Annotated in this window: 14 protein-coding genes; 11 read left to right on the forward strand and 3 right to left on the reverse strand. The window is 39.0% G+C overall.

Translation table 11 applies throughout. From position 1 onward, the window contains the following. Positions 1-20 precede the first annotated feature (20 nt). Entirely contained in the window at positions 21-737 is a 717-nt protein-coding gene (gene rsmG / locus FCJ93_RS23440) for a 16S rRNA (guanine(527)-N(7))-methyltransferase RsmG (protein WP_095314745.1), read from the forward strand. A 251-nt stretch (positions 738-988) separates the two neighbouring features. Further along, positions 989-1,864, forward strand: coding sequence for a nucleoid occlusion protein (gene noc / locus FCJ93_RS23445; protein ID WP_137744817.1), 876 nt, complete (start codon positions 989-991; stop codon positions 1,862-1,864). A gap of 129 nt (positions 1,865-1,993) precedes the next feature. On the opposite strand, the gene FCJ93_RS23450 is transcribed toward noc, so the two are convergent. Continuing rightward, positions 1,994-2,437, reverse strand: a complete 444-nt coding sequence (locus tag FCJ93_RS23450) for a hypothetical protein (RefSeq protein ID WP_137744811.1) — start codon at positions 2,435-2,437, stop codon at positions 1,994-1,996. Between the two features lie 358 nt (positions 2,438-2,795). Between FCJ93_RS23450 and FCJ93_RS23455 the strand changes: the two genes are divergently transcribed. From FCJ93_RS23455 to FCJ93_RS23465, 3 genes are all read left to right on the forward strand, one after another. Then, on the forward strand, positions 2,796-3,557 hold the full coding sequence (locus FCJ93_RS23455; protein WP_095314741.1) for a ParA family protein: 762 nt from the start codon (positions 2,796-2,798) through the stop codon (positions 3,555-3,557). Further along, positions 3,550-4,410: a ParB/RepB/Spo0J family partition protein gene (locus FCJ93_RS23460; protein WP_137744812.1), complete on the forward strand. Its 861-nt coding sequence runs from the start codon at positions 3,550-3,552 to the stop codon at positions 4,408-4,410. Before FCJ93_RS23455 ends, FCJ93_RS23460 begins: the two co-directional genes overlap by 8 nt. Before the next feature lie 186 nt (positions 4,411-4,596). Continuing rightward, entirely contained in the window at positions 4,597-5,304 is a 708-nt protein-coding gene (locus tag FCJ93_RS23465) for a DUF554 domain-containing protein (protein WP_137744813.1), read from the forward strand. Between the two features lie 137 nt (positions 5,305-5,441). Here the strand turns inward: FCJ93_RS23465 and yyaC are convergent, their stop codons facing one another. Then, complete coding sequence (gene yyaC / locus FCJ93_RS23470; protein WP_137744814.1) at positions 5,442-6,071, reverse strand: spore protease YyaC; 630 nt, start codon at positions 6,069-6,071, stop codon at positions 5,442-5,444. A gap of 320 nt (positions 6,072-6,391) precedes the next feature. Between yyaC and FCJ93_RS23475 the strand changes: the two genes are divergently transcribed. The 6 genes from FCJ93_RS23475 (at position 6,392) to rpsR (ending at position 11,588) form a co-directional block, all read left to right on the forward strand. Beyond that, positions 6,392-6,589, forward strand: coding sequence for a DUF951 domain-containing protein (locus FCJ93_RS23475; RefSeq protein WP_095314737.1), 198 nt, complete (start codon positions 6,392-6,394; stop codon positions 6,587-6,589). 156 nt (positions 6,590-6,745) lie between these two features. After that, positions 6,746-8,770, forward strand: coding sequence for a molybdopterin-dependent oxidoreductase (locus tag FCJ93_RS23480; RefSeq protein WP_137744815.1), 2,025 nt, complete (start codon positions 6,746-6,748; stop codon positions 8,768-8,770). 131 nt (positions 8,771-8,901) lie between these two features. After that, positions 8,902-10,002, forward strand: a complete 1,101-nt coding sequence (ychF, locus tag FCJ93_RS23485) for a redox-regulated ATPase YchF (RefSeq protein WP_095314735.1) — start codon at positions 8,902-8,904, stop codon at positions 10,000-10,002. Between the two features lie 333 nt (positions 10,003-10,335). After that, the gene (rpsF, locus tag FCJ93_RS23490) at positions 10,336-10,626 is read left to right on the forward strand and encodes a 30S ribosomal protein S6 (protein ID WP_306428732.1); all 291 of its coding nucleotides are present in this window, start codon (positions 10,336-10,338) and stop codon (positions 10,624-10,626) included. 164 nt (positions 10,627-10,790) lie between these two features. After that, the gene (ssb, locus tag FCJ93_RS23495) at positions 10,791-11,300 is read left to right on the forward strand and encodes a single-stranded DNA-binding protein (protein ID WP_095314733.1); all 510 of its coding nucleotides are present in this window, start codon (positions 10,791-10,793) and stop codon (positions 11,298-11,300) included. A 45-nt stretch (positions 11,301-11,345) separates the two neighbouring features. Then, positions 11,346-11,588, forward strand: a complete 243-nt coding sequence (rpsR, locus tag FCJ93_RS23500; protein ID WP_019157210.1) for a 30S ribosomal protein S18 — start codon at positions 11,346-11,348, stop codon at positions 11,586-11,588. A gap of 18 nt (positions 11,589-11,606) precedes the next feature. Here the strand turns inward: rpsR and FCJ93_RS23505 are convergent. After that, positions 11,607-11,752 (reverse strand): IS3 family transposase (locus FCJ93_RS23505; RefSeq protein WP_170211395.1); only part of this gene is annotated, 146 nt, incomplete at its 5' end.

Below are 11,752 nucleotides of genomic sequence, written 5' to 3' on the forward strand. Positions count from 1 at the left end.
GAGTAAGGAAGGGTTAACGAATGCAAATAGAAGAATTTCAAGAAAGGCTGTCGGCAAATGGAATGGCACTCACTAGCGAACAGATGGCCCAGTTTGAAACATATTATCACACATTGGTTGAGTGGAATGAAAAGATGAATTTAACAGCGATAACGGAAAAAGGAGAGGTGTATTTAAAGCATTTTTTTGATTCGATTACAGCTGCTTTTTATCATGAATTCAACGGTTCAGCTTCGCTTTGTGATGTAGGAGCAGGAGCTGGCTTTCCAAGCATTCCGATTAAAATCGCCTTTCCCGAATTGAGGGTTACAATCGTAGACTCTTTAAATAAAAGAATTACCTTCCTTGAGCATCTGGCCAAACAATTAAAGCTCGAAAATGTTCAGTTCATTCATGATCGTGCTGAAACATTTGGGCAGAATAAGGAGCATCGGGAAGCTTATGATATTGTTACAGCGAGGGCAGTTGCGCGCCTTTCCGTCTTGAGTGAACTTTGCTTGCCATTAGTAAAGGTAAGTGGGACGTTTATCGCCATGAAAGCAGCAAGTGCAAATGAAGAGATTGATGCAGGGAAAAAAGCAATTGCTACGTTAGGCGGAAAAATCGAGAAGCTTCACTCCTTTCAATTGCCGATAGAAGAGAGTGATAGGAATATTGTCATTATAAAAAAAGAAAAGCCAACTCCGAAAAAATATCCAAGAAAGCCAGGAATACCAAATAAAACGCCGATAGAATAATGCGTAATGAGTCCTTTTGCATAATAGAGGAGTACCTTTTTTGTTAGAAATATGGCATAATTTTTAGTGGGGTGAATCCGTTTTATAATGTTAACTGATGAATTGCAATTATCCAATTTTTATAGGAAAGCATGAGTGAAAAGTACGATAACACATTATGAAATGGATTCTTATGATAGATTATATGCAGGAATAATTCTTTTGATAGAGAATGTATTAGTTACGGAGTTTCGTAAAGGTGGTGCAAGGTGATGAAGCAATCTTTCTCACGCTTTTTTGGCCTAGGCGAAAAGGAAGACCAGATGGAGACAGATTTAGGGGAAGCTTCTGAATTTGTAGAGGAAAATATTAGAGAAACGATCGAGCAAATCCCCATAAACGATATTGTGCCAAATCGTTTTCAGCCAAGAACGGTTTTTGATGAAGAGAAGATCGAAGAATTATCTCGAACCATTCATACGCATGGAATCATCCAGCCTATTGTCGTTAGGGAATATGAAGCAGGGAAGTTTGAAATTATTGCTGGGGAACGCAGATGGCGAGCAATGAAGAAACTTGGTTGGGATCGTGTCCCAGCCATCATTAAGCAAATGAATGATACGGAAACTGCTTCAATTGCATTAATAGAGAATCTGCAAAGGGAGGAACTTTCTCCGATTGAAGAGGCGATTGCCTATGGAAAGCTACTAGAGTTGCATGATTTAACGCAGGAAGCTCTCGCGCAGCGATTGGGAAAAGGCCAGTCCACTATTGCGAATAAACTTCGCTTGCTCAAATTACCGCAAAAAGTTCAAGACGCCTTATTAGCAAAGGTCATAACAGAACGCCATGCGCGTTCACTTATTCCATTAAAGGACCCGGAAAAACAAGTACAGCTACTCGCGGAAATTATTGATAAAAATTTAAATGTGAAGCAAACGGAAGAGCGTGTTGTAAAGCTTTTAGAGCAACCGAAGGATAAGGCTAAGCCTAAGAGAAAAGCTTTTAGCAAAGATATGAGAATTGCAGTTAATACGATAAGGCAATCTTTATCAATGGTGACGGATAGCGGTATTAACTTAGACTCAGAAGAGGAAGAGTTTGAAGAATATTATCAATTTACGATAAAAATACCGAAAAAAAAATAACTTTTGATTGAGAAATTAAACGTTTCGTTTAATTTCTCTCAGAGTGTAGACAAACTCGAAGATTTTCGAGTTTGCCTACACTCTTCTTTTTTTAAAAAATAGAATTAAATAAATAGCGTAGGTTGATTTTCACTCGTTTCTACACTCGTCTCCAAACAAAAGATGGTTTCTTCCGAAAGCATGATTATGTGCAGGATGAGTATTAGGATGGTGATCGCTGCCCGCAAGTGCAGGTTCTTCAAGTACACGACGACAACGAAGGAAGAGATCGGCAATATCAATCAAATTCATCGCTTTTAGGGGGTGCCAAACGAGTTGATGGGAGCGGAAGGCGCTTGACTCCTGGGGGAATACTGTCCGAATACACCTCTCATTCGGACAAATATCTTTCTCGCTTTCCCCGTTCTGTCCGAATACACCTCTCATTCGGACAAATATCTTTCTCGCTTTCCCCGTTCTGTCCGAATACACCTCTCCATTAATACCACTGAAAAAGTCAGTAGATGACCAACGCCCCCCGGAAAGCAAGCGTCTGGAGAGGAAATCAACGTTTTTAGCGCAATTCCAGTCCAAAAATGACAAAATCCATCGATAGGGAGCCCTTTCGATAGATTTTGTCGACAGTATGAATTTCTCTTATTTTTTGCAGTTGTCTATTATATGCTCTCGAGCGTCGTGTGATGCAAAAGCTTTTCACGGCTTTTAAACTATTCTAACTTAACGAAAGGCTGACAGAAAGTGAATCAGTATAAAATGAGCCAAAATTTCTCGTTTACTAGTGCCTTTGAAGTAAAAATAGATTTTGGAAATGAAAAAAAATGATTCTCAATTCTTTTTCATGATAAAATAGAATACATGATTGCTAGTTTATGTATTTTTGATCTTCTATGATCAGTACAAACCGTGAATGGAAATGAAGGTAGGTGATACCGTGGGCAAAATTATTTCAATTGCAAATCAAAAAGGAGGAGTTGGCAAAACAACTACCTCTGTTAATTTAGGTGCCTGCTTAGCATATATAGGGAAAAAGGTGTTAATGGTCGATATTGATCCTCAAGGAAATGCCACAAGTGGTGTAGGGCTTGAGAAAGCGGATATTGATCAATGTGTATACGATGTGTTGGTTGATGATGTTGAGGCGATTAAAGTAATTCGTCCAACAGGAGTGGAAAATTTAGACGCAATTCCTGCGACGATTCAACTAGCGGGGGCAGAAATAGAACTTGTCCCAACGATTTCAAGAGAGGTGCGCTTGAAGAGAGCACTGGAAGAAGTGAAGGAACGTTACGATTATATTATCATTGACTGTCCGCCTTCACTTGGGCTTCTTACTTTAAATGCATTGACAGCTTCTGATGCCGTTCTGATTCCAGTGCAATGTGAATATTATGCATTAGAAGGCTTAAGTCAATTGTTAAACACCGTTAGACTAGTGCAAAAACATCTGAATCATGACTTAAAAATCGAAGGTGTTCTACTAACCATGCTTGATGCTCGGACAAACCTAGGATTGCAAGTTATTGAGGAAGTGAAAAAGTACTTTCAAGATAAGGTGTACCAAACGGTCATCCCAAGAAATATCCGTTTGAGCGAAGCACCTAGTCATGGGGAGCCGATTATTATTTATGATCCGAAATCTAGAGGTGCGGAAGTATATTTAGATTTAGCAAAGGAAGTGGCTGTACATGGCTAAAGGATTAGGAAAAGGTTTGGATGCTTTTTTTGCTAATATGGAGCCTGAAAAAGATGAGGCAGTAAGAGAAATTAGCGTTAAAGAACTTCGCCCCAACCCTTATCAACCGCGTAAAATTTTTGATAAAGAAGCGATTGAAGAATTAAAGAATTCGATCCAAGAACATGGGATATTGCAGCCAATTATTGTCCGTAAAAGTATTAAAGGCTATGAAATTGTTGTAGGAGAAAGACGTTTTAGAGCTGCAAAGGAAGCGAAGCTTGAGAAAGTCCCAGTCGTAGTCCGCGAATTATCTGAGCAACAAATGATGGAATTAGCGGTTCTTGAGAATTTACAACGGGAAGATTTAACTCCGATTGAAGAGGCATCTGCCTATCAGCTTTTAATGGAAAAGCTTAATGTTACCCAAGAGCAGTTGGCAAAAAGATTAGGGAAAAGCCGTCCGCATATTGCGAACCATATCCGTTTGTTATCTTTGCCGCCAAAGATTCAAGAGCTTATTTCTGATGGCAAAATTTCAATGGGACATGGTAGAGCGCTTCTCGGTCTTAGAAAAAAGGAAAAGCTGCCGTTACTTGCTGAAAAGGTGATGAAGGAAGGCTTAAATGTCCGGCAATTAGAGCAGTTAATTCAGGCTTTAAATGAAAATGTTCCACGTGAAACAAAAAAAGCAAAGTCAGAAAAAAATGTTTTTATTCGTGCACAGGAATCATTCCTTCGTGAAAGATTCGGAACAACGGTTCATATTAAACAAAGTAAAAATAAAAAGAAGGGGAAAATCGAAATTGAATTTTTCTCCAACGAAGATTTAGAAAGAATTCTTGAATTATTAGAAACAAATCAATCTTCATAAAGCCATCTATGGATGGTTTATTTTTTTTACAGTGGTATTGATCTTTTTGCAGAATGGTGGCAACAAAGCCAATAACCCCTTAAAAAACAGCTATTTTTAATCGATTTCATTTATGGACAAATGATAGAACTTGAAACTTGTACCAATTTGACTAAATCGAAATACATATATAACTAGGTGAAGCAGATGTTTTTGTTAGGAACGATTGTTAACGGATTATTGATCATCGTAGGGTCTCTGTTGGGAAAACTTCTTCATCGAATTCCAGAAGGGATGAAGGGGACTGTTATGCACGGCATTGGCTTGGCAGTAGTGGTGCTGGGTTTACAAATGGGATTTAAAAGCGAAAATTTTTTAATTGTTATTTTAAGTCTTGTTTTTGGTGCTGTTATAGGAGAATATTGTAAATTAGAGGACAAGCTTAATCAATTGGGCGCTTGGCTAGAAACAAAGATTGGCAAAGGAAACGGTCAAGGAAGCATTTCTGAAGGCTTTGTCACGGCTACATTAATTTTTGTCATCGGTGCAATGGCGATTATAGGCGCACTTGATAGTGGTATTCGAGGAGATCATGATGTGCTATTGACGAAGGCAATCATCGATGGTTTTACGGCACTTATATTAACGACCACTTTGGGGATTGGTGTAATCTTTTCGGCGATTCCTGTGATGCTGTATGAGGGAGCAATTGCCTCATTTGCTACACAAATTGATCGCTTTATTCCACAGGCTTTAATGGATAGTTTTATTGTAGAAATGACAGCAACAGGCGGAGTGATGATTTTTGCCATCGGATTGAACCTTTTAGGTCTCATAAAAATCCGTGTAGCTAATCTTTTGCCAGGGATTATTGTATGTGCCTTAATTGTCACCATAATACATTTTGTTAGTTGAAAATTCAGGCTTTGTAAATAAAACGATTTCGTGTAAAACCTTGGATTCACACGAAAACATGTAACAAAGTTTACATTAAAAAATTGGGCTGAAACAAGAATATAACGGATTCCTGTTTCGCCCATTTGCTTTCTTTTTCATGTGGTTTGCTCGTGATCCCAATCCATTTTTAAGCTTGACCAGGAATGGTTAGGATGATAGGTGCTGCTTGCTTCATAAATAGCGTTTGCTATTACTTTGGCCATTTTTAGGACTAGATTTAAGCGTGTGTTCTGAAGGACAAAAAATTCCATAAAGCCACTGACATTTACAATACCAGTGATATGATAATCACCGACCTCAGGCAGTTCTTTTTTTACACCGGCTCCTGGTTTTACAGGTCCCTCGCCAATTTGGATGACCCCCACACTTTTTAATCTCCCTAAACAAGCATCAATCCCGATAATAATTGGATCTAAATGTTGCCCTTTAATTTCTTGTATCTTTTCCTCTAAATTTACTGCATGGATTGGATCTTCTAATGTGCCGTATACATGGAAAGGGGTAATTTCTTTTTCATTTAATAAAGTTCCGATTAGTGGACCTAACGAATCTCCAGTGGAACGATCGGTACCAATACAAACAAAAACAACTGGACGATTCACTATACGTACGGGTAACATAGAGACAAGTTCAATGGCAAGCTTCTGAGAGGCTTTTTGCTCATCGTAAAAAATTCTCGACTCAGAGCTTCCGCTTTTATCAAACAAGCTAGATTTAAGATTCATTGGTTCCACTCCTACAAATATAGTAGTAACAGTATACGGATCAATGTGCGAATGTATACGTACTAGTTTTAGGACAAGCTATAAATAGGAGATTTATACTAGCTGAAGGGTGGATTTTAGAGTTGTTTTTGTCCAAATTGTTGATTGTTTATGAACGGTGAAACGAAGATTTCAAATATCAGCATCAACTTATAACAAATACATTTTTTAAAAACAACTACTACAAACGAACTGAAAAAATTGCTACAATGGTTATACTGTTAAAAGCTTGTCGATATTTGAAGATTTGATATACGGTGTTGATAAAGGAGTGATTCACGTTGGAACAAAAGGAATTCGGCTTAAATGATATTGTTGAAATGAAAAAACCACATCCTTGCGGAACGAATCGGTGGAAGATCATCCGTTTAGGAATGGATATACGAATTAAGTGTGAAGGTTGTTCCCACAGTGTATTGATTCCTCGAAGAGAATTCTCGCGAAAAATGAAAAAGATCCTCGTAAAGCATGAAGAGTAATCTTTATGCTTTTTTTACTACATTAAATTGAAGCCCTAATCAAGAAACTGCCTCCAATATCAATAGTCATAGGCACGATTCATGAATTCGAATATTTGCATATAGGAATTTTCTTTTATAAAATTCAAAAAAAACGATCGGAATGGAGGGAGAAAAATGGCGAAGGTATATGCGTCTGCGTGTCCATTAAATTGCTGGGACAGCTGTGGTTTTAAAGTGACAGTGGAAGACGGAAAAGTATTAAAGATAGATGGAGACGAGTCTCATCCCATTACGAAAGGAAAAATCTGTGGTCGAGGACGGATGCTTGAGAAGCGCACGAATTCTGGAGAAAGATTGCTTTATCCGTTGAAAAAGATAGATGGACAGTTTACTAGAATTCCTTGGGAGCAAGCATTAACAGAAATTGCTGAGAAAATGCAAGCGGTGAAAGAAAAGCATGGTTCGACAGCGGTTCTCCATAGTCATGATTATGCGAACGGCGGTTTATTAAAGAATCTCGATCAACGCTTTTTCAATTGTTTTGGCGGTGTCACAGAGCTAATAGGTTCTATTTGCTGGGGCTCCGGTATAGAGGCGCAAAATTGGGACTTTGGAGATGCCTATAGCCATGCCCCTGAAGATATTTTCCATAGTAAAAACATTATCGTTTGGGGTAGAAATGTCGCAAGAACAAATATGCATCTCTTTCAAGCATTACAGAAGGCAAAAAAACAGGGAGCAAAGCTGATTGTGATTGATCCAATTTTCAATGCCACGGCGAAAATAGCCGATCTCCATCTTACCGTTAAGCCGGGAATGGATGGTTTTTTAGCTGCTGGAATTATGAAGGAAATTCTTAGATTAAAATTGGAAGATCAAGCATTTATTCAAGATCATTCCGTTGGATTTGAGGATCTAAAGGACTTATTGACTGGAGTTACGTTAGAAGAGCTTTCCCAATTAGCGGAAGTCTCAGAAGAATTAATGACGGAGCTTGCCAAGATATTTTGTGATCGGCCAACCGCTACTTTTATCGGTTTGGGGATGCAGCGTTATGAAAATGGCGGAAATACAATTAGGCTTCTTGATGCACTAGTTGCGATTAGTGGCAACATAGGCATTGCTGGAGGAGGAGCCAATTATGCCCATAAGCAAGTGGGGCAAAGCTTTAATATTGCTTCATTAACTTTGCCTGAAAAAAAGGAACAGCATCGCAGTTTCACGATGATGGAACAGGCGGAACAAATTCTTGCTGCTAAAAACCCGGAAATCAAAATGATTTTTGTTACTTGTGGAAATCCATTGACACAAGTTCCTGATACAAATGTTGTGAAGAAGGCTTTTTCATCTGTTGACACCCTTGTTGTGATTGACCAGTTTATGACTGATACCGCTGAACTGGCTGATTATGTGTTGCCAACGACAACAGCTTTTGAAGAAGAGGATATATATTATTCTTCCATGTATCATGCTTATGTTAATTATGGTCAAAAACTTGTCAATGCTCCTGGGGAGGCACGTTCGGATCTATGGATTTGGACAGAATTAGCGAAACGACTTAGTTTTGGTGAAGATTTTAACTATACAAGGGAAGATTGGATTAAAATGGGCTTGGGAGCGTTGCAAGAAAAGGGGATTACCCTAAAGAAGCTAAAGGAGCATGCCCATCTTGAATTACCAGTCGATCCTATTCCATGGAAAGATCGTCGTTTTAAAACCCCAAGTGGGAAATTTGAATTCACGTCGCAAAAGGCTGCACAAAAGGGGTTTGAAGGAAAGTTAACATTGGCTCTGCCAAGAGAATCAAAATGGTCCAATGCTTCGGTTGCAGAAAAGTATCCGTATCAATTATTGACGATTCACCCGCTGCGTTCCAATCACTCTCACCATTATCATGTTATCAGCCCAGAGCCGAAGGTGAAGATTGAAATTTCCAAGAATATTGCTGCTGATTTGCAGCTAAGAAATGGAGATTATGTCAGGGTTTGGAATGAGCGTGGGGAGATAAAAGGGTATGTGAGCATTTTCGAGCAGGGAGTACATGCCAATGTCATTAATATTGATGAAGGAATCTGGGCGAAATATGGCGGCACTGTTAACCAACTGACGTCTAGTCGAGTATCGGACAACGGTTTAGGAAGTACATTGTACGATTGTTTAGTTAATCTTTGCTTAGTAGAGCGGGCATCTGGGAATTAGAACTTTCTTGTCTTTTATTCAGTAACTCTCTATAATTGGTTAAGGTTAAGTTCTTTAGCATGATCCATTTGTCGAACAGACAGATATAAAATAATGAATAAATAGTTTATTGTGATGAGGAGTGACTTTGGATGGCCTTAACGGCAGGAATAGTCGGGTTACCGAACGTAGGAAAATCTACTTTATTTAATGCAATTACACAAGCAGGCGCAGAATCAGCCAACTACCCATTTTGTACGATTGATCCAAACGTTGGGATTGTAGAGGTACCAGACGATCGTTTGACAAAATTAACAGAATTGGTACAGCCGAAAAAGACGGTTCCTACTACTTTTGAATTTACAGATATTGCTGGGATTGTAAAAGGAGCAAGTAAAGGGGAAGGGCTAGGGAATAAATTTTTGGCTAATATTCGGGAAGTGGATGCCATTTGCCAAGTGGTTCGTTGTTTTGAGGACGAGAATATTACCCATGTCTCAGGAAAAGTAGATCCATTGGATGATATTGAAACAATTAATTTAGAGCTTATTTTAGCTGACCTTGAATCTGTTGAGAAGCGGATTGGCCGCGTTGGCAAATTAGCAAAACAAAAGGATAAGGAAGCTGTGGCAGAGCTTGAAGTGTTAGAAATGCTAAAGGATGCATTTGAAGCGGAAAAACCTGCAAGAACGGTTGATTTTTCTGAAGAACAATTGAAAATTGCGAAAGGCTTGCATCTATTAACCATTAAGCCTGTTCTTTATGTGGCTAATGTTGGGGAAGACGATGTAGCAGATCCATCTTCCAATGAATACGTTCAAAAGGTAAGAGAATTTGCTGCTGGAGACAATGCAGAGGTAATTGTAATCTGTGCCAAAATTGAGTCTGAAATCGCGGAACTTGAAGGGGAAGAGAAAGCTATGTTCCTGGAGGAGTTGGGCATCGAAGAGTCTGGCTTGGATCAATTAATTCGCGCTGCGTATCACTTGCTTGGTCTAGCGACTTACTTTACTGCTGGTGTCCAAGAGGTTCGCGCTTGGACATTCCGTAAAGGGATGAAAGCACCTCAATGTGCGGGTATTATCCACTCTGATTTTGAAAGAGGATTTATTCGCGCCGAGACAGTCTCTTACGATGATTTGCTTGCGGCAGGAAATATGGTTGCAGCTAAAGAGGCAGGGAAAGTACGTCTTGAAGGGAAGGATTATGTCGTCAAGGATGGAGATATTATCCACTTCCGCTTTAACGTTTAATTTTTAGTGTATAGGCTATCCTTTTATAAAAGACAAGAAAAAGAGCATCCAATCGGGTGCTCTTTTTTGCCTTCCAGTGTCCAACAGGTTTAAAAATCGTAGCACGTAATGGCCAAATCGACGCAACCTTGTGGAAAATATGGAGTAATCCTCATATTTATTTCACCAGGGGATCACTTAAGAAAAATTACATGCAGGATAAATTCAATTTTTTATTATATGATTCCAGCTGTTGTGTTTGCTACATATATATGGTATAATTTCTTCTTGTGAGTAATGAATATTGCTCCTTGCCCTTTATGAAAAGGGCCGTTAGTCCAAAAGGAGGTGAATGTGATGAGAGCGTACGAAATTATGTACATCATCCGCCCAAATATTGAAGATGAAGCTAAAAAAGCACTTGTTGAGCGCTTTGACGGCATCCTTACTGATAATGGAGCGGAAGTAGTTGAATCGAAAGAATGGGGTAAGCGTCGTCTTGCTTATGAAATCAATGATTTCCGTGACGGTTACTACCATATCGTTAAAGTTAACGCTGATGCAGCAGCTGTCGAAGAATTCTCTCGTTTAGCTAAAATTAACGAGGATATCATCCGCCACATCGTAATTAAAGATGAAAAGTAATTTGATATAGAAATGTTTCACGTGGAACATTGAACAACGGTTTTTGTATGGTGTTGCGAAAAACCGCATCCTTTTTTATACACTCCTCCAATTAACGTATGAAAATGCTTAAAAGAAGGACGTTGTATGAATATAGGAATTTAAGAGGAGAGGGGTTGATTCTGATGATGAATCGTGTAGTTCTCGTTGGACGATTAACGAAAGATCCTGATTTGCGATATACACCAAATGGTGTTCCTGTTGCTACTTTTACCCTTGCTGTGAACAGAACGTTTTCAAATCAACAAGGTGAAAGAGAAGCTGATTTCATTAACTGTGTCGTTTGGCGTCGTCCTGCAGAAAACGTGGCGAACTTTTTGAAAAAAGGTAGCCTTGCTGGTGTTGATGGACGTATTCAAACCCGTAATTATGAAGGACAAGATGGTAAACGCGTCTATGTTACAGAAGTTGTAGCTGAAAGTGTACAGTTTCTAGAGCCAAAGAATGCTTCTGGAGGAAATCCAGGGGGATTTGGCGGTCAGAGGGAACAAGGGAACCCATATGGCAGTAGTGGCAATCAGAATCAACCATTCCGTGAAAACAATAACAACAACCAAGGCTATACACGAATTGACGAGGATCCATTTGCTGGTGGAGGACAAATCGATATCTCAGATGATGATCTTCCGTTCTAATTCGGTACAGCAATGACCTAACATCTAAAAGAGGAGGGAAATATAATGGCAGGTGGAGGACGCAGAGGCGGCCGCGCTAAGCGCCGTAAAGTTTGTTACTTTACAGCAAACGGAATCACTCACATCGATTATAAAGATGTAGATTTACTTAAAAAGTTTATCTCTGAACGCGGAAAGATTTTACCTAGACGTGTGACTGGAACAAACGCTAAATACCAACGTAAATTAACTGTTGCAATTAAGCGTGCACGTACGATGGCATTACTTCCATACGTTACTGGAGAATAACAATAAAATAAAAAAGTTCTAAACGGCTTTAGCTCTATATTCTATAGGGCTAAGGCCGTTTAATCGTTTTTGATATCTTTCATGATTATAGAATTGTATGTACTCATCTATAGCTAACGATAGTTCTTCAAATGTCGTGAACTTACGCCTATAATATTTCTCAC

The organism is Robertmurraya siralis, from assembly GCF_005502275.1.
GTDB lineage: Bacteria > Bacillota > Bacilli > Bacillales > Cytobacillaceae > Robertmurraya > Robertmurraya siralis.

Coding starts and splice junctions, on each gene's coding strand:
- noc (WP_137744817.1), top strand. CDS start 989: ATGAAGCAATCTTTCTCACGCTTTTTTGGCCTAGGCGAAAAGGAAGAC.
- FCJ93_RS23480 (WP_137744815.1), top strand. CDS start 6,746: ATGGCGAAGGTATATGCGTCTGCGTGTCCATTAAATTGCTGGGACAGC.
- rpsR (WP_019157210.1), top strand. CDS start 11,346: ATGGCAGGTGGAGGACGCAGAGGCGGCCGCGCTAAGCGCCGTAAAGTT.
- ssb (WP_095314733.1), top strand. CDS start 10,791: ATGATGAATCGTGTAGTTCTCGTTGGACGATTAACGAAAGATCCTGAT.
- ychF (WP_095314735.1), top strand. CDS start 8,902: ATGGCCTTAACGGCAGGAATAGTCGGGTTACCGAACGTAGGAAAATCT.
- FCJ93_RS23460 (WP_137744812.1), top strand. CDS start 3,550: ATGGCTAAAGGATTAGGAAAAGGTTTGGATGCTTTTTTTGCTAATATG.
- rsmG (WP_095314745.1), top strand. CDS start 21: ATGCAAATAGAAGAATTTCAAGAAAGGCTGTCGGCAAATGGAATGGCA.
- yyaC (WP_137744814.1), bottom strand. CDS start 6,071: ATGAATCTTAAATCTAGCTTGTTTGATAAAAGCGGAAGCTCTGAGTCG.
- FCJ93_RS23465 (WP_137744813.1), top strand. CDS start 4,597: ATGTTTTTGTTAGGAACGATTGTTAACGGATTATTGATCATCGTAGGG.